The 20968-nt window shown below is 40.1% G+C and carries 20 protein-coding genes; 12 read left to right on the top strand and 8 right to left on the bottom strand.

Annotated elements, in window-relative coordinates; genetic code table 11:
* Window positions 1-42 precede the first annotated feature (42 nt).
* Window positions 43-789, bottom strand: a complete 747-nt coding sequence (locus AWW67_RS08760) for a lysophospholipid acyltransferase family protein (protein WP_062301187.1) — start codon at window positions 787-789, stop codon at window positions 43-45.
* An 899-nt stretch (window positions 790-1688) separates the two neighbouring features.
* Window positions 1689-3056, bottom strand: coding sequence for a Gfo/Idh/MocA family protein (locus tag AWW67_RS08755; protein ID WP_062301185.1), 1368 nt, complete (start codon window positions 3054-3056; stop codon window positions 1689-1691).
* A 193-nt stretch (window positions 3057-3249) separates the two neighbouring features.
* On the opposite strand from AWW67_RS08755, the gene AWW67_RS08750 reads away from it, so the two are divergent.
* The 3 genes from AWW67_RS08750 to AWW67_RS08740 are packed head-to-tail and all read left to right on the top strand — an operon-like array spanning window position 3250 to window position 5317.
* Window positions 3250-4602: a PhoH family protein gene (locus AWW67_RS08750; protein WP_062301546.1), complete on the top strand. Its 1353-nt coding sequence runs from the start codon at window positions 3250-3252 to the stop codon at window positions 4600-4602.
* 14 nt (window positions 4603-4616) lie between these two features.
* Entirely contained in the window at window positions 4617-5156 is a 540-nt protein-coding gene (locus AWW67_RS08745) for a hypothetical protein (protein ID WP_062301183.1), read from the top strand.
* Between the two features lie 29 nt (window positions 5157-5185).
* Complete coding sequence (locus AWW67_RS08740) at window positions 5186-5317, top strand: hypothetical protein (protein ID WP_260311380.1); 132 nt, start codon at window positions 5186-5188, stop codon at window positions 5315-5317.
* Here AWW67_RS08740 and purT read toward each other — a convergent pair.
* The 4 genes from purT to polX form a co-directional block, all read right to left on the bottom strand.
* Window positions 5310-6470 (bottom strand): formate-dependent phosphoribosylglycinamide formyltransferase, encoded by a 1161-nt coding sequence (purT, locus tag AWW67_RS08735; RefSeq protein WP_062301182.1) that lies wholly within the window; start codon window positions 6468-6470, stop codon window positions 5310-5312. The genes AWW67_RS08740 and purT overlap by 8 nt on opposite strands.
* 113 nt (window positions 6471-6583) lie before the next feature.
* On the bottom strand, window positions 6584-6853 hold the full coding sequence (locus AWW67_RS08730; protein ID WP_053223454.1) for a hypothetical protein: 270 nt from the start codon (window positions 6851-6853) through the stop codon (window positions 6584-6586).
* Complete coding sequence (locus AWW67_RS08725; RefSeq protein WP_062301180.1) at window positions 6850-7866, bottom strand: glycosyltransferase family 9 protein; 1017 nt, start codon at window positions 7864-7866, stop codon at window positions 6850-6852. Before AWW67_RS08725 ends, AWW67_RS08730 begins: the two co-directional genes overlap by 4 nt.
* On the bottom strand, window positions 7859-9571 hold the full coding sequence (gene polX / locus AWW67_RS08720) for a DNA polymerase/3'-5' exonuclease PolX (protein ID WP_062301178.1): 1713 nt from the start codon (window positions 9569-9571) through the stop codon (window positions 7859-7861). Before polX ends, AWW67_RS08725 begins: the two co-directional genes overlap by 8 nt.
* Window positions 9572-9675: 104 nt before the next feature.
* Here polX and AWW67_RS08715 point away from each other — a divergent pair, with 104 nt between their 5' ends.
* The 8 genes from AWW67_RS08715 (at window position 9676) to AWW67_RS08680 (ending at window position 17434) form a co-directional block, all read left to right on the top strand.
* Window positions 9676-10083, top strand: a complete 408-nt coding sequence (locus tag AWW67_RS08715; protein ID WP_062301176.1) for an EVE domain-containing protein — start codon at window positions 9676-9678, stop codon at window positions 10081-10083.
* The gene (locus AWW67_RS08710; RefSeq protein WP_062301174.1) at window positions 10083-11627 is read left to right on the top strand and encodes a hypothetical protein; all 1545 of its coding nucleotides are present in this window, start codon (window positions 10083-10085) and stop codon (window positions 11625-11627) included. Before AWW67_RS08715 ends, AWW67_RS08710 begins: the two co-directional genes overlap by 1 nt.
* Before the next feature lie 52 nt (window positions 11628-11679).
* A complete protein-coding gene (pyrR, locus tag AWW67_RS08705; protein ID WP_062301173.1) occupies window positions 11680-12228 on the top strand; it encodes a bifunctional pyr operon transcriptional regulator/uracil phosphoribosyltransferase PyrR in 549 nt (182 codons plus the stop codon).
* Entirely contained in the window at window positions 12228-13160 is a 933-nt protein-coding gene (locus AWW67_RS08700) for an aspartate carbamoyltransferase catalytic subunit (RefSeq protein ID WP_062301171.1), read from the top strand. The genes pyrR and AWW67_RS08700 overlap by 1 nt, the downstream gene beginning before the upstream one ends.
* Window positions 13161-13164: 4 nt before the next feature.
* Complete coding sequence (locus AWW67_RS08695; protein WP_062301168.1) at window positions 13165-14136, top strand: alpha/beta hydrolase; 972 nt, start codon at window positions 13165-13167, stop codon at window positions 14134-14136.
* A 511-nt stretch (window positions 14137-14647) separates the two neighbouring features.
* Complete coding sequence (locus AWW67_RS19015; protein ID WP_176700017.1) at window positions 14648-14788, top strand: hypothetical protein; 141 nt, start codon at window positions 14648-14650, stop codon at window positions 14786-14788.
* Window positions 14789-14944: 156 nt separating this feature from the next.
* Entirely contained in the window at window positions 14945-16321 is a 1377-nt protein-coding gene (locus AWW67_RS08685; protein ID WP_062301164.1) for a cystathionine beta-synthase, read from the top strand.
* A 336-nt stretch (window positions 16322-16657) separates the two neighbouring features.
* On the top strand, window positions 16658-17434 hold the full coding sequence (locus tag AWW67_RS08680; protein WP_053223464.1) for an HAD-IIA family hydrolase: 777 nt from the start codon (window positions 16658-16660) through the stop codon (window positions 17432-17434).
* A gap of 12 nt (window positions 17435-17446) precedes the next feature.
* On the opposite strand, the gene AWW67_RS08675 is transcribed toward AWW67_RS08680, so the two are convergent.
* Window positions 17447-18268 carry a universal stress protein gene (locus AWW67_RS08675; protein ID WP_062301163.1) on the bottom strand — a complete coding sequence of 274 codons (822 nt, stop codon included), beginning with the start codon at window positions 18266-18268 and terminating at the stop codon, window positions 17447-17449.
* 179 nt (window positions 18269-18447) lie between these two features.
* Between AWW67_RS08675 and AWW67_RS08670 the strand changes: the two genes are divergently transcribed.
* Window positions 18448-19548, top strand: coding sequence for a DegT/DnrJ/EryC1/StrS family aminotransferase (locus tag AWW67_RS08670; RefSeq protein WP_062301161.1), 1101 nt, complete (start codon window positions 18448-18450; stop codon window positions 19546-19548).
* A 209-nt stretch (window positions 19549-19757) separates the two neighbouring features.
* Here AWW67_RS08670 and AWW67_RS08665 read toward each other — a convergent pair whose 3' ends face one another.
* Window positions 19758-20468, bottom strand: coding sequence for a pirin family protein (locus tag AWW67_RS08665; RefSeq protein ID WP_062301159.1), 711 nt, complete (start codon window positions 20466-20468; stop codon window positions 19758-19760).
* Window positions 20469-20968: the final 500 nt, after the last annotated feature.

Genomic DNA, 20968 nt, shown 5'->3' with positions numbered 1-20968 from the left:
TTGTTTGGTTGAGTAAGCCACTATTCCAAAATGAATGCCAAATTAGCGTTTATTCTTCTCATCTAATTCAATGATCTTAGATTTCATCATTTCGTAAACTTGAGCTTTTAGGGCTGGAAGGTCTTCTTGGGTCATATTTTGGGTAGAAATTGGCGGAAGAAAATAATTATGAATTACACCAGGCTTTAAGCCCAATTGACCTTTTGGCATCAGTCTTTTGGCATCGTGAATGATTAAAGGCATAATAGGAGTACCCGTTTCAATGGCCAACCTGAAAGGGCCGTTATAAAAAGGAAGCAGTGGTTCATCGCTATTGTTTCGTGTGCCTTCTGGGGCCACCATAATCGAAAGGCCTCGGTTTAAGTTTTTCACCAATTTCTGAACACTTTTCTTTCTACTTTCTTCGCTGGTACGATCTACCCAAACGGCAAAGCTACTTGCAATAAACCCAAACAGCGGAATTTTAGCCAGTTCCTTTTTGCCCAAACCTTTTAACGGAACAGGAATGGCCCTTGGAATAGCGGGAGCATCTAAAAACGAAGTGTGATTAATAGTGAAAATATATGGCTGACCGCGTTGAATTAACTTTCGGTTGTGGGTTTTAAAATGAATGAAAGAAATCATCGAAAAAAGGAAGACCCAGACACGTGCAAAAAAGTAGCTGAATTTATCCAGCTTGGGGCTGATCAATCTTGGAATTACTGTAAAAGGAGACAGCGCAATCATGATGCCTACAAACCAAATGGCGCACCAAGCTGTATACAGTATTTGAATCACTTTTTTCAGCATAAAAACTTTTCTGAAGAATTAGCTAAAATAGTTTTTTTATGTGGAATGCGTCATTAGATTTGAGCGGAAATTAATGACAATTGATCATGATTATTCATCCAAATCATGACTCAATTTAAAGAAAAGGATGACTTCACTCTTTACTTGCAGCCCACACCCTTACCGGTTTGGGCTTTTTTTGTGGATTAGTTTAACTTGATACAAATCGTATTAACTCTTGCTTTGCTTTATCAAGAGCCAAGATCATGGACTTGAATTTGAAGCGGTGATTCTTTTTTACCGCTAAGAACACTGCGTTTCGCTAAGCTTAAATCGAAGCGCAATCGCTCGGTTGCACCGAGTGATGACTAGAAGTTTGGCTTCAAGCCAATAAGCTAAAAGTCACTCGGCAAAGCCAAGCGACTGAGGGAGAAGCTTCAGAATGTTCAATAAAACAATTAAGGTTTTGTCTTGTAAAACGTGAAAAGACCTCTAAGAGGTGAATGTTATAGTGAGCTGTTTTTTACTACTAAGAACACTGCGTTTCGCTAAGTCTAAATCGAAGTGCAATCGCTCGGTTGTACCGAGTGATGACTAGAAGTTTGGCTTCAAGCCAATAAGCTAAAGGTCACTCGGCAAAGCCAAGCGACTGAGAGAGAAGCTTTGGAATGTTCAGTAAAACAAGTAAGGTTTTGTCTTGTGAAACGTGAAAAGACCTCTACGAGGCGAATGTTATAGTGAGCTGTTTTTTACCACTAAGAACACTGCGTTTCGCTAAGCTTAAATCGAAGTGCAATCGCTCGGTTGTACCGAGTGATGACTAGAAGTTTGGTTTCAAGCCAATAAGCTAAAAGTCACTCGGCAAAGCCAAGCGACTGAGAAAAAATTAAGGCCGCTCTTAATATGAACGGCCTTTGCTATTAATAACTATCGTCTAATGCGAAAATCGGTTTTCTGTTAATCCATCTGCCACGGGTAAAGTCTGGGAATTGAACTGGTTCGCCACCTTGTAGAATAGATTGTTCTGAAAGCGCAGTAACTGCCATCCAAGCGGCACCATCATACACATCAATTGGCATTGGCGCATCTCTTTTCAGGGCTTCCACAAAAGCATGAAATACGAAGAAGTCCATACCGCCATGCCCGGCACCCGAAGCTTTTTCGCCATATTTTTTCCAAAGCGGATGATCGTATTTCTCCATCATCTCTTTGTCAGACTGCCACTGATGTGGTCGGCCTTGTCCTTCTACATAAAGCGATTTATTAATGTCCATCCAAAGCCCTTTAGTACCCTGAAAACGGAAGCCTAAAGAATAAGGTCTTGGAAGGTTGGTATCGTGAGTAAGGTTTATGGTTTCACCGTTTACTGTTCTAATCATGGTGGTGACCACATCGCCCAATTTGAAATCTACCTTAGCGTTCGGGTGGTCTTTTCCTCCTTTCGGGTGATTCACAATATAGTCGTGTAAACCTCTGCTTTTCGAACTCATGGAAGTAAGATAAGCCATTCGGTTACCTCTGTTCAGGTTAATGGCTGTTGCTACTGGCCCCAAACCGTGTGTTGGGTAAAGCTCTGCATTTCTATGTACCGAGTGCGTTGTTCTCCATTTCGATTCGCTATATCCGTTTTCGCCAAACTCAACGCCTTGTCCATAAGCCGATTTACCATCGTTCAGTTTTACCGCCCTTAGGTCATGCTGATAGCCGCCTTCTAGGTGAATCATTTCACCAAACAGGTCATCGCGTACCATATTTAAAACCGCCATTACATCTCTTCTGTAACACACGTTTTCCATAAACATCAAAGGCACGCCAGTTTCTTCTTGTGCGTTCACTAAATCCCAGCATTCTTCAATATCGGTAGCGCCAGAAACCTCAAGGGCAACCGCCTTTCCTGCCTTCATGGCTGCAACGGCCATTGGCACGTGCCAAACCCATGGGGTAGCAATATATACGGCATCCAAGTTGTCCATTTCGAGCATCTTGTGGTAAGCTTCGCCATCACCATCAAAACGCACAGGCTTTTTACCTCCGCTTTTTGTAATCATGTCTTCGGCCTTTTGCAAAACCGCATTGTCCACATCACAAATAGCAACTACTTCAACATCGTCTCTTAATAAGGCTACATTCAATTGGCTTCGGCCTCTTTCACCTGTACCAATAAAGCCCATTCTGATAACAGACTTCTTTTGATCTGAAAAAAGCATGGTAGGCGATACAAAAGGCAATGCTGCTCCAACAGTTGCCGTATTTCTAATAAAGTTTCTTCTGGAAAGTGGAGGTGTCATAGTTGTGTAAATTTGGTTTTCAAATTAAGGTATTTTTTCGAATGATGTAGTCAATAAATTTAACTCCTTCACTTTCAATAGATTAATTCAAATCGTGTGTTAAGGCTATATTAATAAAGCTTCTTGGTCTTGTTTGAACCATTATTTTACTAACTTAAAACAACCTTTCTACTTAATTATTGACCAACCTGATATGGCAAGAGCTAAGACGCTGAGTGAGAAGAAAATTTTCGTACTTGATACTTCCGTAATACTTTTTGAACACATCTCCATCATGAATTTCGAGGAACACGATATTGGGATTCCAATTACCGTGTTGGAAGAATTGGACCAGTTCAAAAAAGGAAATGACACCAAAAACTTTGAGGCCCGTGAGTTTACCCGTTTACTCGATAAGCTGGCGCAGGATAAATCTTTACAAGACTGGATTCCTCTTAACGGAAAAACCCGCGGTAGCCTGAAGGTGATTATGGAAGCTGGCACGGGAAAAGGAGAACTGGATGCCAATGAGGTTTTTGGAGAAACGAAAAATGATCATCGGATTCTGAATGCGGCTCTTCGCATGCGCGATGAAAACAAAGGCAGAAAAGTAATTCTCGTCAGTAAGGACATTAACCTTCGGTTGAAAGCAAAGTCCATGGGCTTGGCAGCTGAAGATTACGAAACTGGAAAAATTAAGAATGTTCAGTCGCTGAGAAAAGGGATGATTGAAATTGAAAAGGTAGATTCTGATTTGGTGAATCACCTTTATGAAGACGGAACGATTGAGCCTAAAGAAGTACTCAAAAGAAAGAAAGCTCACCCGAATCAATATTTTATTTTAAAGAGCGATAAGAACTCGGTATTGGCCCATTACAATGTCAATGAAGACTGTATTCAGAAGGTAGATAAACGCCCAGTGTCGGGCATAAAGCCGCGCAATGCCGAACAGACTTTTGCGATTCATGCCATTATGAATCCAGATGTTAAGCTGGTGACCATTCAGGGCGTAGCCGGAACAGGAAAAACCTTACTGACTTTGGCGGGTGCTTTGGAGCAACGCAGAGAATACAAGCAGATTTACTTGGCCCGACCTATTGTGCCTTTGAGTAATAAAGACATTGGTTATTTACCGGGCGATATCAAATCGAAGCTAAATCCATATATGGAACCGCTTTGGGATAACCTCAAGTTTATTCAAAACCAATACAAGGAATCTGATAAAGAGTTCAAAGCCATTACCGATATGGTGGCCAAAGAAAAGCTGATGATTACGCCTCTGGCTTACATCCGTGGACGTAGTTTATCAAACATTTTCTTTATTGTAGACGAAGCCCAAAACCTAACGCCACACGAAATCAAAACAATCATTACCCGAGCTGGCGAAAACACCAAAATTGTATTTACGGGCGATATCTACCAAATTGATACGCCTTACCTAGACTCGCAATCGAATGGACTTTCTTACTTGATCGATAGAGTAAAAGATCATCCACTTTATGCGCATATTACCCTTGAAAAAGGCGAGAGATCTGAGTTGGCTAATTTGGCAAATGAGATGTTGTAATTAACTCTGGTTTTATGTTGTTGAGAACAGTCAAGTTTATTGTTTTGAGTTTATTGTTCTTTTCATGCAATAGAAACAATTCAATCGAAAATATAAATGGACTTTGGGACTACACTGAAAACTCAGTTCACATCAGCGACACCATCATAATTGGAAATACTTTTGAGAGTTTCAATAGTGAATACTATATACTTAGTACGGATAGTGGGCGATTCAAACACGTCTATATGGATAATTCTTTAGCAAGAATAGAGACATATAGCCCTATTGAGGTCTTACATTTTGAATTTGATGATCAATCACATGGTATTATGTCTCGATATGAACTGGACACCACACTTGAGTTGAAAGAAGAGCCAAGATATACCGCTGATTTCAATACAAATTTTCGTATCTACCAAACAGGGGTTGAGTCGTATTTAATATTTGATTATGGTTTCTCGCAGTATAGACGAGCCTTTGATACTGTGTCAGTAAAATCAATTTCAAAAGATATCTTAGTTTTTGATGGAGATACTTTGAAGAGAGTTCACTACAATGGTTTTAAAGAATGAGTAGGCTTCACCTATAAGCAAAGAGAAAGATGAAAACTAAATCATGGAAAGCCATAAAGGATGAAGTTTATGGCAAAAAGGGAACGGCCAGAAGAGATAAACTGGAGCGTGATTTCAAAATGCTGAAAACTAAATTCGTTTTCAATAAAAAGTCTATTTGACCCTTATCGTCTTCGCTACTTCAGCAGCACGCACTCTTAGTTCGTCTGTAGATTCTTCCCTTCCATAAGCCAAGGCTACTCCCATTCTGCGGAATGGACGGGTAACGGGTTTCCCGAAAATTCTAAAGTCAGTATCAGGAAAATTTGCAGCTTCTTCTAAACCAGAATATACAGGTTCGGTACCAGCAGACTCGGTCAAAATTACCGCACTGGCTCCGTTGCGCTCTAATTTTATTTCAGGAATAGGCAAGCCCAAAACAGCCCTGGCATGCAACTCAAACTGATTAAAGTTTTGAGTTCCCGCTAAGGTTACCATGCCGGTATCGTGCGGTCTTGGAGAAAGCTCAGAGAAATAAACATCATCTTTGGTAAGAAAGAATTCTACACCCCAAATTCCCGCTCCGCCTAAAGCAGTAGTCACTTTTTGAGCAATTTTTTGTGCGCGCTGAAGCTGCCCAGAAGATATGGCGGCTGGTTGCCAACTTTCCATATAATCGCCCCTTTCTTGGCGGTGGCCAATGGGTGCGCAAAAAAGTGTTTCACCATTTTTTTGGGTTACGGTCAGTATGGTTATTTCAGATTCAAACTCAATAAATTCCTCCACAATCACCTTGCGAGTAGCCTCGCCACGGGCTTTGCCTGCGGCAGACCAAGCCATTTCTATATCCGTAATGTCTTTGATTACCGATTGCCCTTTTCCAGAAGAAGACATCAACGGTTTTACCACGCAAGGGAAACCTATTTTGTTCACAGAGATAATCAGTTCGTCTAGGCTGGAAGCGTATAAAAATTTTGGGGTGCGTACTCTCAATTCTGTAGCTGCCAAATCCCGAATCGATTTTCGGTTCATCGTGAAGTTGGCTGCTTTGGCGCTAGGCACCACCTGCATACCTTGTTTTTCGTAATCGTATAGCCTCTCGGTGCGAATGGCTTCAATTTCTGGAACAATCAAATCGGGTTTATGCTTTGCAACAATGCGGTCAAGTTCTTCCCCATCTAGCATATTGATTACCTCGCACTGATGTGCCACTTGCATGGCCGGAGCTTGATCGTAACTATCGACAGCGATAACATGCTGACCCAGCCTTTGGCAGGCGATAACAAACTCTTTACCCAGCTCTCCGGAGCCTAAAAGAAGAATCCTTTTTTGCATAGTTTTGGTTGGATTGACCTACAAATATAAAATATATCCTATGAAATTAGTCGTTGTTTATAATTTGTTAACACTGCCTTATGCCAAAGGAATATTATAGTGAGGAATAAGTGTTAGACGGGAAGAATTGCGTATACAATCAGCGCATAAACGGCATACAGCAATCCAAGAGCTTGGCTGATGTTTTTTTCGCGCTTTGGAATTCCCATTTTCTTCACAATGCTCACATTCATGCCAATGGCAAAAAGTATAAGTCCCAATGAAATGCCCATGGTTAAAGAATGATCTTCCGAAGTGATTTTATCCGTTCTTATTCCAACTTCCAAAACAATGGAGGCAAGAAAAAAGGCCAATGAAGTACGTTGAATATGGTGATGTTTCATGGAATCCAAAAGTCAAAAATGATGTCGTTCATGCACTTAAAATGTCCTTTCGGGCATTTATCGAAACCGATTTTAGAACAAGGTCGGCAATCCAGTTTCTTGTTTTCTAAAATGGTAAATTTTGTTTGGTAAGGATACATTCCAAACTCAGGAATGGTATTTCCCCAAATTGAAAAGATGTTCTTTTTAAAGGCAGCAGCAATGTGCATTAAACCTGTATCGTGGGTGAAAACATGGCTCGCGCCTTTCAATATGGAAGCCGATTGATTGAGGTTGAATTTTCCGCAAGCATTATAAATAATGGCCTTCTTGCCCATTTCCTCCAAAGGCGAAATCATATCCGCCTTGTCGTGTTTTCGGTTGAAGAAGTCTTCGAGCCTTTCTCCATTTTCTACGTCTTCTTTTCCACCTAAAACCACAATCGGTTTGTTTATTTTATCACAAAGCTCGATCATGCGATCGATGGGTAGTTTTTTGGTGTTGAGCTGACCGCCAATGGCAAAAGCAATGTATCCGTTGCGGTGGGTTTCTGGCAGCCAATCCTTTTCTATTTCATCCTTTTCAGGAATAAAATAATCAAGCCCAAGCATGTCTTTCTTCACCCCCAAAGGCTTTACCGTTTCAAAGTAACGGTCTACAATATGTACGTTCGGTAGTTTGTTTATTTTGAAATTGACGATCAGCCACTTTTCCCAATTCAGCTTATCGAATGCGTTACTCGGTTTGCCCAAACGGGTTTTTATAATGCGGGTGCGAAGATTATTGTGGAGGTCTACAATGTGGTCGAAGTTCTCTTTCTTCAGTTCGGCAATCAAAGGGTTTAAGTCCTTTTCTAGCAAATGCACTTTATCAATGTAAGGGTTGGCTTCTAAAATTGAAGCGAAACCCGCTTTTGTGCAGAAGTGAATTTCAGCATCATTCAGCTGCGTTTTCAGTGCGCGCACAATAGGAGTAGTGAGCACAATATCGCCAATGGATGAAAACCGAAGTACAAGGATTTTTTGCTTAGCCATTCACTGTGATTTTTTGTTTGCGCTCCGCAAAGTATTTCCCGATTTCTTCAACGTTTAAAACATTAAATGTCATGTTGGCTGTAAGCCCACCCTTGCGGCCAGCTAGCAAACCATAGTACATATGTTGATAGCCATCCATTTCGTGCGCATCGGGGTTAATTGCCAGTTTTACGCCTTGTTCTAAAGCATAATGCACCCAGCGCCAGTCCAAATCCAGTCGCCAAGGATTGGCGTTGATTTCAATCACCACATTGTGTTTTGCACAGTGGTCAATTACCATTTTATGGTCAATCGGGTAGCCTTCTCTTCTGAGCAATAAGCGCCCAGTTGGGTGACCTAAAATCGTAGTATATGGATTTTCGATGGCTGTTAAAAGTCGTTGCGTGGCCTTTTCAATATTCATGTTCAAAATTGAATGCACGGAAGCCACAATGAAATCGAAGCTTGCTAAAACGTCATCATTATAATCAAGCTGGCCATCATAAAGAATATCAGACTCAATGCCTTTGAAAATTTTAAAAGGTGCTAGTTTTTCGTTCAGTCTGTCAATTTCTTCGTGCTGTTGAATCACACGGTCTTCCTTAAGCCCATTGGCATAAAAAGCAGATTTACTGTGGTCGCAAATACCGAGGTATTCGTAGCCCAAATCTTTGCAATGTTGCGCCATTTGTTCAAGGCTATGCTTTCCATCGCTGTAAGTAGAATGGTTGTGCAGAATGCCTTTTAGGTCTTTCATTTCTACCAGCTCTGGCAGGTTTCCGTTTTTAGCCGCCTCAATTTCGAAAGTACCCTCGCGCATTTCAGGAACAATTTCTCCCAAACCAGCCGCGGCATAAATTTCTTTTTCCGAAGTGAAGTTCTGCTGTCTTACAATGTCCTTTAAAGTCAGTTTGTCTTTTACTTCTAAGCTCAGGTGCAGATTGCTGCCCGTTCTTAAAAACTGCTCTTTTACAAAATCTTCCTTTTCGCAGAAAGAAAGCTGAATCGGAATTCTCAGTGCTTTATAATTTCCTCGCCAGGTAATTGGCCCCGATTCTTCAATCACTTGCTCAAAGTTTTCTGCATCATCCAAGGCATCTTCAATGATTTCAATGTCATCGGTGCCCACAATCAGGTCGATGACTTCGATGATCTCCATTTTTCTTCGCAGCGCGCCAGTAACTTCAATTTTAATGTCTGGAGCAATTTCTAGAATTTCGGCAATTACAATTTCCGCCAGTTTTTCGGCTTCGGCATAATGGAGTTTATTGGCGTTGGCCTCTTTAAATTCTAAGGCATTTATAATGGTCTGTTGCGTTTTTTCGCCAAAACCTTTCAGCTTGGCTACCAAACCAGAGTTGGCGGCTTCTTTCAGTTCATGACCACTTTCAATGCCCAATTCCTTCCAAAGTACTTTTATTTTTTTAGGGCCAATGCCCTTCATATCGAGCAATTCCACAATGCCTTCTGGCGTGTTTTTTAGGTATTCTTCTAAAGCAGTAGAAACGCCCCTTTGGTTGATTTCATTAATGTTGGCGGCAATGCTTTTTCCTATACCGTCAATTTTTTCGAGTTCGGCCAAGGATAAATTGCCCAACTCAATGTCGGTTTTATCCAGATTGAACACCGCATTCTGGTAGCCTCTGATCTTGAAACTGTTTTCATCGTGCAGCTCCATAAGGGCAGCCTGAAGCTTTAATTGTTTAAGGATCGTCTTGTTGTCCAAAGCGGCAATTTTTAGTTCGAAATAAATGGAAGAAAATGTTCTCCTTTTTTAATCATTGAACATTTCCTAAATTCCATCGAAAGCTAATTCAAAAATAAGTCTTTATGAACTATTGGTTGATCAAATCGGAACCTGAAGCCTACTCGTGGGACGATCTGGTGGCAAAAGGCACCGATCATTGGGATGGTGTAAGAAATTATGCCGCCCGAAATAACATGAAAGCAATGAAAGTAGGCGATTTGGCTTTTTTCTATCACAGTGTAAAGGAAAAAGCGATTGTTGGAATTGCAGAATGTGTAAAAGAGCATTACCCCGACCCAACCACAGATGACGACCGCTGGGTAGTGGTGGATTTTTCGCCCAAACAAAAGCTAAAGAAACCAGTAACTTTAGAAGATATAAAGGCAGATGATCGACTTCAAGGAATGGATTTGCTTCGCCTGTCTCGCCTTTCAGTTCAATCCGTTAAAAAAGAAGAATTTGACATCATTTTAGAAAAATCTCAATCCTAATGCGCCAATTCCTCCTCATATCGAGCCTATTTCTACTTTCTCAATTTGCCCAAGCTCAAATCGAAAATCATAAAAGGTTTGAGTTGGAATATGAATGGCGGGATGAGGACTACCTCCTAATCTCTAATGAAGAACTGGGCCTAACTTTAGTGCAAGCTGATTACAAAGGATTAAAAGAATACACACTATCAATCAAGCAGTTAGATACTGATTTTAATCAGAAATGGGAAAAAGTAGCAATGATAAAAAGGGGTTTTGAACTCTTAGGCTACCATTATGTTCAAGGCAAAACCTACTTAATGCTTCAGGAGTTTCCAAACAGGTTTAAAATCAAGATACTGAGTATTGATAACCGAACCGGAGAAATTCAAGAGTATAACCCTAAAGAAATTCTAGAATTAGACATTCAAGAATTTGAGGTGATCCAAAACACAGCCGTTATAGGTGGTTACTTTGAATCTAGGCCAGTAGTTTTTGCTTTTGACTTGAAAAATGATAAAATCAAAACCTTAACCAATGTGTATCAGAACGAATCCAAACTTCTTGAAATAAGGGTAAACAGCGATAGCCTAACTTTTAACGTATTAGCTACAGAATATAATAGAAACCGAGACCAGACAATCAAAGTAAATACTTATGATTATTTGGGGAATGCAGTTCGGGACTATGAGCTACAAACGCAGAAAGACTACCACCTTACATCAGCAATTTCTTCATCCATAAACGATATTTCACAAGTTGTTGTAGGAGTTTATTCCTATAAAGCCACCAATAGCCCCGCAGGTATGTTTATCAACCATGTAGATAGAACAGGACTGCAAACCATGAAGTATTATGGTTTTGGTGAGCTAGAAGACTTCTTCTCTTATTTAGGAGAAAAAAAAGCCACTCGGTATAAAGAAAAAGCTGAAGCCGTAAGAAAAAAAGGTAAGGAGGTTAGGTATAGGGTACAGCCCCTATTTGCTGAAATGATTGAAGATGATGATCAACTTATTGTCTTTGGAGAATTTCTTCGAAGCTACAATCATGACACAGACCACTATGTATGGGCAGGAACCAATTATCCAACCGGCTTTAGAAGCCAAGGTGCAAACACCGATAACAACTCCCAAGAAAGAGCCTCATTTCAATTCACTCATGCTTACACCCTTGTGTTAGATAAAAAGGGAAATATTCAATGGGATGACTGGCTTGAAGTACCTGAAGATGGAAAGGGAATTCCTGAGCCTTTCGGAGGATTTATTTGGGACAAAAACCAAGGAACCTATGTCTATTATTTCGAAAAAGAAGTTCACGCTAAAGCAATGGACGGTGAAGAAGACAATGATGTGATTGTGGACAATGTTCAGTTGAGCGACCCAGAAGACAAACTAAGGTATGAGAATGAAAACAGTTCAGGAACATTACGATGGTACGATAAGTACTTTATCGTTTATGGCGTACAAAGTATTCGCTCTGGAGAAAATAATGGCGACTTGAGAAAGGTTTTCTTCATCAATAAAATTTCTTTAAACCCAAACCAAAAAGGAAATGGCATCGATTAATTGACATGAATCGTTCCAGTAGCCAATCCTTTTAGTATCTTTGACACTTGAAATGCAACGCAGACTCCTTTTAGGACATCCACAACTGGCCATCACTATCGGCCGACTCTGTCAGGAACTGATAGAAAACCACCAGAATTTTGATAATACGGTAATCTTAGGCCTTCAGCCTAGAGGCATTTTCTTTGCCGAGCGTATTAAAGAAAGACTTCTAGAAATTACAGGCACAGAAATCGAGCTCGGTTACTTAGATTCTACCTTTTACCGCGATGACTTCAGAAGAAGAAATTCTCCAAAGCGAGCTAACGAAACCAAAATTGACTTTTTGATTGAAGGCAAAAAGGTAATTCTGATTGACGATGTGTTTTACACAGGCCGTTCTATCAGAGCTGCAATGGATGCTATGATTGCTTATGGCCGCCCAGCCAAAGTAGAGTTACTTGTTTTGGTAGAAAGAAAATACTCAAGGCATGTACCTATTAAGCCCGATTATGTAGGCAGACAGGTAAATACGCTTGATTCGCACAAGGTTTTGGTGGAATGGAAAGGTCAGGGCGTTGAAGACGACAACATTTGGTTAATGACTAACGAAGAAGAATAATGCAGGAACAGTTAAGTGTCAAACATCTTTTGGGAATCAAGGATTTAACGCCTGGAGATATTGAACTTATTTTTGAAACTGCCGATGAGTTTAAAGACGTCATCAACAGACCCATCAAAAAAGTGCCTTCATTGCGCGATGTAACTGTCGCCAATGTATTCTTCGAAAACTCAACCCGCACAAAGCTGTCATTTGAATTGGCAGAAAAAAGGCTTTCTGCCGATATAGTAAACTTTTCTTCGAGCAATAGCTCAGTAAAAAAAGGAGAAACCCTGCTTGATACGGTAAACAATATTTTGTCTATGAAAGTAGACATGATTGTAATGCGACATGCCAGTCCTGGCGCACCGCATTTTCTTTCAAAACACATTAAAGCCAACATTGTAAACGCTGGCGATGGCACCCACGAACACCCAACACAAGCTTTACTCGACACCTTTTCAATTAGGCAGAGACTTGGCGGTGTGGCAGGAAAAAAAGTAGCTATCATTGGAGATATTCTGCATTCAAGAGTTGCCCTTTCAAACATCTTTGCACTACAGAAATTAGGGGCCGAAGTGATGGTCTGTGGGCCAATAACTTTGTTGCCAAAACACATTGCATCACTTGGGGTAAAGGTAGAACTGAACGTAAGAAAAGCACTAGAATGGTGCGATGTAGCCAACGTATTAAGAATTCAGCTGGAGCGCCAACAGATCAAGTATTTTCCTTCGCTTCGCGAATATTCACTTTACTACGGCATCAATAAAAAGCTGTTAGATTCACTCAACAAAGAGATTGTAATCATGCACCCTGGGCCAATTAATCGAGGGGTAGAACTGAACAGTGATGTGGCAGATTCAGATCATGCCATAATTCTAAATCAGGTTGAAAACGGTGTGGCTGTACGTATGGCCGTGTTGTACTTACTCGCTTCACTCTCAAAAAATTAAAATCATGAAGAAGTTTTTCAAAATCATGATCATTGGCCTTTTGCTAGTGATTGCAGCTTTCTATTTCTTGGTATTGCCATACACTGTAAAACTGATTACAGATTATGACCGCTACACTTTTGATTATGTGTTGAGCGACACCGCCATGATTACCAAGTTTGGTATTGGTGAAAATCGTGACCCTGCGGATTACGGCTACCCAAATTTTGAAGAAGTTGACTTTGAAACCTTGACCGATGGCATCAACCTCAACGGTTGGTATGTTGCCGCGTCAAAAGAAGGCATTACAAAAACTTTGATGATCAATCATGGGCGTACGTCTAACCGACTAAAAACCATGAAGTACTTGGCTTTAGTGAAAGAAACTGGGCTTGATTCATTATACAACGTTTTCATTCCTGATTTACGAAACTCCGGAAAGTCGGATGATGCGGAAACAGCATTGGGTTATGAGTTTGCCGAAGACATTACTGGCGCCATGAAAATGCTGAAAGACAATTATGGCCAAAACGAATTTGTGCTTTGGGGTTTTTCAATGGGCGCAATGGCCAGTGCCATTACAGTCAATCGACCAGACTTAGTTGAATTCGCCCAAAATGAAGGCTTAAAAGTAGACAAACTTATTCTCGATAGCCCTTTGAGTAATATTTATGCTACCACCAAAGTAGAAAGCGAAAACATGGGAATTCCGGGCTTCATATTCGACATGTCCTTCAATAAGTTCGATCACGTAATTGACGATTGGGGAGACAATATGAAATTTTCTTACCTATTAAATCACAATCCGCTACCTACACTGATTCTTTATGGCAACGGAGACTCTACTACGCCCGCTTCAATTTTGGAAGACGAAATAATGGGTCTCAACAACGTTCAGACTGAACTCTTCGAAGGTGCAGACCACGTGCAACTCTATACTCGCCCAGAATACCGAGACCGATATACACAAGCAGTGAATGATTTCTTGAGGAAGTGATTCAAATTGTAAGCTGAAATAGTGAGTTTAACCTTTATTGGTTTAGTTAAATGTTGTTACTTGTATATTTCTCACTTCTCTACTTCTTTTTATTTTTTCGATTTGGTTTTTTCATCCAAAAAAGGAGAAGGGAGTTCTTAAGACTCCTTACTTTTCTTAGGCAAAAAGGTGAATTATCAGATCAAGAGTACCTCGCTTTTAAGAAAGATCATAATGGACCTTTAAGGATGTTGAGCATCTTCTTTTTGCCTACAATTGAAATAAATGACTCTGCCGATTCAAATTATTATAGCTCCTTTTTAGAAAGGTCTAATAGAGTTTTAAGGCTCTATTTGGTGACTCTAATCTTTGGTATTGTTCTACTGTTTTTGATATCCTATTTATTCCCTGAATAGGTAATACATCCTTTAAACCCTGGATGTAAACGTTGAATCCGGACATATTTCGATTGTGATTACAGGTGTTTTTTTTATTAATTTAGTTAAATTACCAATAATAAAAATACTAAAAAATGATCCTAACACTCATAGCTATTACAATACTAGTAACTGCAACTGCAATTATAACAATTCTCAAAAAAGGACTTAATGAAATCATTATGGGCCTAAAAGCAATTGAGGAGCAGTTAAAAAGAGCTAACGAAAACAAATAACCTCACTGAAAGTTAGACAGAGATCTTATTTAATATGTCACCCCTAGTTTTGAAGAGCCTGCCGCAGTAAGAGCCACTCTCATTCTTAACAAAGGTTTAAAAACTGGGCTTAGGATTGAGCGATAGAAATCGTAATTTTGTCCAAACTTTTAAAAAATGAAGTATTACAACTCAATCATTGAAACCATTGGCGATACGCCTCTTGTAAAGTTAAACTCCGTAACCAAGGGTATTCCGGGCACTATTTTAGCCAAAGTGGAATATTTCAACCCAGGTAATTCTATGAAAGATAGAATGGCGGTAAAAATGATTGAAGATGCCGAAAAAGCTGGTTTAATTAAGCCAGGAGGCACAATTATAGAAGGTACTTCTGGTAACACAGGAATGGGTTTGGCCTTAGCTGCCATTGCCAAAGGTTACAAATGTATTTTCACTTTGGCCGATAAGCAGTCGCAAGAGAAGATGGACATTTTGAAGGCAGTAGGTGCCGAAGTAGTTGTTTGCCCTACTAACGTTTCACCAGATGACCCTCGCTCATACTATTCAGTAGCAAAGAAATTGAATGCTGATATTCCAAACTCTTATTATCCAAACCAGTACGACAACATGTCGAATTCTGCGGCCCATTACGAAACTACTGGCCCAGAAATTTGGAGAGATACTGAAGGTAAAATTACTCACTATGCGGCTGGTGTTGGCACTGGAGGTTCAATGTGTGGCACTTCAAAATACTTGAAAGAACAAAATTCAAATATAGTAACAGTAGGAATTGACACTTACGGTTCGGTATTCAAAAAATATAAAGAGACAGGTGTTTTCGATGAAAAAGAGATCTACTCTTACTTAACGGAAGGTATTGGTGAAGATATTCTACCGAAAAACGTAAACTTCGATCTGATCGATCACTTTGTGAAAGTAACAGATAAAGACGGTGCAATCATGACCCGTAGACTATCGCGCGAAGAAGGACTGTTCTGCGGTTGGTCTTGTGGTTCGGCTGTAGCTGGAGCATTGGAATGGGCCAAAGAAAACATGAAAGAGGATGATGTGATGGTAATTATTTTGCCAGACCATGGTACTCGCTACTTGGGCAAAGTATACAATGACGACTGGATGAAGGCCCGTGGTTTTATTGAAAACCGTGCTTTCGAAACCGCTGCCGATATAATGAGCCACCAAAATGGAAATGGTAAATTAACTACAATTGCCCAAACTGCTACCGTTGCCGAGGCCATTAAATTGATGACCTCCAAAGGAATTTCTCAGTTGCCAGTGGTTAATGGCGATGAGTTTGTTGGAAGCTTGGTTGACTCTAAGCTTTTAGCACACATGATTGATGACGCTGACGTAAAAGGCAAATCAGTTTCTGAAATAATGGACAAGCCTTTCCAGTTCGTTTCGCCTGATAATACCTTAGATGTGTTGTCTTCAGTAATTACCAAAGATAACCCAGCGGTAATGATTAGAGATAAAGCCAACGAAGTACACATCATCACAAGACACGATTTGCTACAAGCCATGGCTAGCAATTAAGTATCTAATAGAATTTAAAAATGAGAGACCGACTTAGAAATGTTCTGAGTCGGTCTTTTTGTTTCATCTTAGTATGATTAAAAAATAAATTTAATAAGCCACAATAAAAATAATACTAAAGGGTTTCTCTATTATATGGTATGGCAGATACTGTATGTTTTGGTTGAAGAAAGGGATTGTCCGAAAGGCGATCCCTTTTAATTTTTACTACCCCATTTTTATAATTTACCACCGCACAAACCCCTCTAATTGAATACTTAACAATAGCTTTATGAGTTCAAATTTGGTAGAATGTATTCTATCATCAATCTTTAACCAACCATAATTCGAATCACCATGCCCAAAGGATTTCTAATAGACCAAGACGGAGTTATATATGTTGAAAACAGATTGATTCCCGGTGCCGACAAGTTCGTAGAGATGCTTCAGAAGGAGAACATTCCCTTCACCTTTATGACCAATAACAGTCAGCGCAGTCCTTTGGATGCCGTACGAAAATTAGAAAAGCTGGGGATTTATGTAGAAGAAAAAAATGTATATACCAGCGCCATGGCTACCGCTCATTTTATGGGGCAGCAATTCCCGAACGGAACCGCCTATGTGTTAGGAGAAGGTGGTTTGATTTCGAGTTTACATGAGCACGGTTTTACCTTGGTTCAAAATGACCCTGACTTTGTGGTAGTAGGTGAAGGCATCAACTTCACTTTAGAAATGGTGAGAAAGGCGATTGATTTTATCCTTGGCGGTTCCAAATTCATTGCTACAAATCTGGATCCTTCACCTAGAAAAACGGGTTGGAACAATTTAGGCATCGCTAGTATTGTAGCCATGATTGAAGCGGCAACAGGAAAAGTAGCCTTTACCGTAGGCAAACCTAGTCCGGTAATGATGCGGCAAGCCAGAAAGCACATTGGCTTGGCTACAGACGAAGTCACCGTAATTGGCGACACCCTAGCTACCGATATTCAAGGCGGAGTACAAGTGGGTTATAACACTATTCTTACCTTGTCGGGAATGTCAAAAAAAGAGGACTTAAACGATTTCCCGTTTAAGCCCGATATGGTTGTTAATTCGATTGCAGATATAAAACTGCCACTTCCTTGGTGGAAATAGATCTTAAAAAATCTATTCTGGCATTATCATCAAAGGCATCGGAATGTCCATCACCAATCGTTTAGTTTCACTTCCACGTGCAATTCTATCTATAAAACTATGATGGCGTGAAATCATAACGAGTAAGTCGATATTTTCTTCCTTGGAGAATGCCAATAAACCATCTTCCACATCGTAGTCTCTTTTGAAGTGAAAAGAGTGATTTACCTTTTTCAAATATTTCTCTAAGCTTTTAGCGATTTCAATTTCATCATGCTCCAAGTCTTTATCTTGATCGATATGAATAACAGATAAATGAGCGAAAAATGCCTTTGTTAATGCAATTACAGGTTCAATGGAATGGGCGGCAGGGCTATGCTTATAGTCACCAGACATCGCGATTTTCTTCATTTTAGTAATGTCCGCATCTTCAGGTAGTGCTATAACAGGACATTCCACATTTTTAATGACCGTATAAGCATTGCTTCCCATAAATACTTTCTTAAGCCCCGAAGCACCATGCGTTCCCATAATCACATAAGCTACATCGTGTTTTTCAAGAACATCGGTTAAAGCGCTTAAAAGTAGACCTGCGGTTATTTCAGTGCTATACTTTACACGGTCGAGCTCAGGTGTTTTCTTAATAAAATCAGTCATGCTCGACTCAGACGCCTTTTGTAAATCATCTATCATTGAGCCTACTATTAACGGAGTGCCATCTGTAGTAGCCACAGGCAGCATAAAGGAATGAAGTAAAATCAATTCCATATTCATGCGTTCGGCTACCATTATGGCATTTTTTAACGCATTTCGTGAGCAATCAGAGAAATCTATTGGAACAATAATCTTTTTCATAATAATGTTTTTTATAGTTAACACGCTAAGTATTAAATCGTTTTATAAATCTAGAACTGAGGGCTAATATGAAAATTACAGACCTTCTAGATTCTATATCCAAGGTATGTTGGTATCTTTAACTTTGGCCTGACAGGCATCAGTAAGAAATATGATTCTCGTCATTATTTTAGAAACGCATGGAGATTCCCTTCTTAGACCTTAAACGACAATATCTTTCCATAAAAACAGAAATGGATACTGCTGTTCAATCGGTGATTGACGAACATCGTTTTATTGGAGGGGAAGTAGTTTCAAGTTTTGAAAAAGCCTTTGCCAAAGCCCACAAAACCAAGCATTGTATTGGAGTAGGGAATGCCACGGATGCACTTTTTGTAATTCTGAAATCTTTGGGAATTGGAAATGGAGACGAAGTCATTGTCCCGGCCCATGGTTGGCTCTCCGCTGCCGAAATGGTTTCACTTTGCGGGGCTAACCCTGTATTTGCCGATGTTGAACTAGAGCGTTTTGGCTTAGACCCTAAAAGTGTAGAAGAGAAGATTACTGCGCGAACAAAAGCCATTATTCCCATCCATTTGTATGGACAAATCTGTGAAATTGAAGCTTTGGCCGAACTCTCAGAAAAGCATCACCTGTACTTGATAGAAGATTCCGCCCAAGCGCACTTTGCAGAGAAAAATGGAAAAACAGCAGGCAGTTGGGGCATTGCTTCGGCTTTCAGTTTTTACCCTAGTAAAATCCTCGGGGCCTTTGGCGATGGCGGTGCAATACTCACCAATGATGACATTTTCGCAAAGCAGTGCCGAATGTTTGCCAATCATGGTGGCTTGTCAAAAAACGACCATCAAGTGAAGGGCATCAATAGCAGACTTGATACGCTTCAGGCCGCTGTACTCAATGTAAAGCTCAATCATGTAAGTAGCTGGATTGAAGCCCGAAATCGAATTGCCAAAAACTATTCAGAAGTATTCAAGGATATTCAGGGAATCATCACTCCAGAAGTAAATGAAAGAGAAACGCACAACTTTCATATTTACTGCCTTCGAGTTAAAAATAGAGATGCGCTAAAAGCACATTTGCAGAATGCCGGAATTTCAACTGAAATTCATTATCCGTTGGCCAGTCCATTGACTTCGGCCTTTAAGGCTAATGACAAGCCTGAAGATTTTCCCAATAGTTTTCAACTTCAAAAAGAAGTGCTTTCATTGCCCATTTACCCAGAATTAACAGAAGCAGAAGTTGGGTATATTATTGAAAAGATCAGGGAGTTCAATCAGTAAAAATACCCGTTATTTAGGTCGTCAACTGATTAATTATCTAATAATAACTGTTTTATAGTTTTCTATCCTGATCCCGAAGTTTCGGGAGAAGGAACTATATTTAAACTCTAGACCCTTCGTAAACTCAGGGAAAGAAGTCCGAGGTTTCAGGATCATAGGTACATTAGTTTTATAAAAAAGGATGCCCTTTCGGACATCCTCGTTAATTTCTAAAACTCCATCGGTACTTCAATCACCAACACTTCGGCATAAGATTTTGCCTTAATTTCGAAGCTATTGGTTTCGGTAACCGCCACGGCATCTCGCGTATCTAAGCTTTCATTGGCGGCAACAAGCTCTCCGTTCAAAACAAAAACATAAACGCCATTTCCAGGGTGCTTTACTTCATAAGTCAATTTTGTGCCTGCATCTAAATTGGCCAAACTGAACTCCGCATCTTGGTTAATCCAAAGGGCATCTCCTCCATTTGGAGAAACCACCGTTTGAAACTTATTCATGCGGTCTTCCGCTAAATACGTTTTCTGTTCATACCTCGGCTCAATGTTTCTTTCCTTCGGGAAAACCCAAATCTGAAGAAAATGAACAGCCTCATCTTTATTATGATTGAATTCTGAATGTTGAATTCCTGTTCCAGCCGACATGATTTGAACATCGCCTTGACGAATTACCTCATTGCGGCCAGTGCTGTCTTTGTGTTCCAAATCACCTTGAAGTGGAATCGAAACAATTTCCATATTATCGTGAGGATGGGCACCAAAACCCTGACCTCCATCTACTTCGTCATCATTCAACACCCTAAGTGCACCAAAGTGAACGCGCTCAGGATTGTGATAACCCGCAAAACTAAAAGTATGACGGCTTTTTAACCAGCCATGGTTTGCTGAACCTCTTGATTCTGATGTATGTACAACGGTTTTCATAATGAATTTCCTCTCTTGTTTAAAATGTATGTATGTACATGTATTAAACTTGCTTTGCTCTAAATCAGTTCCCAATTTCGTTTTTTAAAACATAATATCAAGCCCTGCTCGGGCTAGGTGTCTTTTCGGGTCGCTCCTAAGGAGCTTTCTAATGGTGGTTTCGGTACTTCATCTTTCTACAACCTGTTCGCCCCGATGGGGCTGGGGCTAAGGATTACCATAGTGAACTCGTTGGCGGAAATAGATTTCATGATAGTCGTAGTGCTGAAAAAAATTGACCTTCAAGCTTAAAGAAAACATAGACTATCATTTTCAACCCCAGAGGGGTGAAGGGTTTGTAACTATAGCAACAAGCTCTTATTAGATAAATTCTCCTTCCAATAATCTTCACTCCCATTGAGCCTATTGCCGTAGTCATTAAAAAAGGGCTGCAAAATTCAGGAAAAACATAAGCTCTTTAGATAACCCCAGCGGGGTGAACTGGTTGTAGCGGCATTAAC

The organism is Roseivirga seohaensis (assembly GCF_001592945.1).
Taxonomy (GTDB): domain Bacteria; phylum Bacteroidota; class Bacteroidia; order Cytophagales; family Cyclobacteriaceae; genus Roseivirga; species Roseivirga seohaensis.
Note: the sequence above shows the minus strand (reverse complement) of the source record. Positions and strands in the feature narration are given on the sequence as shown.